The organism is Campylobacter concisus UNSWCS, assembly GCF_000466685.1.
Lineage (GTDB): Bacteria > Campylobacterota > Campylobacteria > Campylobacterales > Campylobacteraceae > Campylobacter_A > Campylobacter_A concisus_A.
In genome coordinates, this window is sequence record NZ_ANNG01000140.1 from 1 (window position 1) to 230 (window position 230).

The 230-nt window shown below is 43.5% G+C and carries 1 pseudogene; it reads right to left on the bottom strand.

What is annotated here, in order from left to right:
* Positions 1 to 230: pseudogene (locus tag UNSWCS_RS12215) on the bottom strand (hypothetical protein); the annotation flags it as partial.

The following is a 230-nucleotide window of genomic DNA, read 5'->3' on the forward strand; positions in this document are numbered from 1 at the left end:
CTTTGCCTTGAGTAAGCTATATCGTAAAGTCTTTTAAGTGCCGTTTGTTTGTCGCCGTTATAGGGCATAGTCTGGCCCTCTATGCTCACGGTTTGGTTTCCTAAATGTGCCGCAAATAAAACGGGGTGATTTTGGATACGATCCTGCGAGCTTATGCCAAACTCAGTCTCGAGCGATATACCGCCTACTTGTTTCCAGTTAAATTTAAATCCGCCCAAATTTAAGACCAT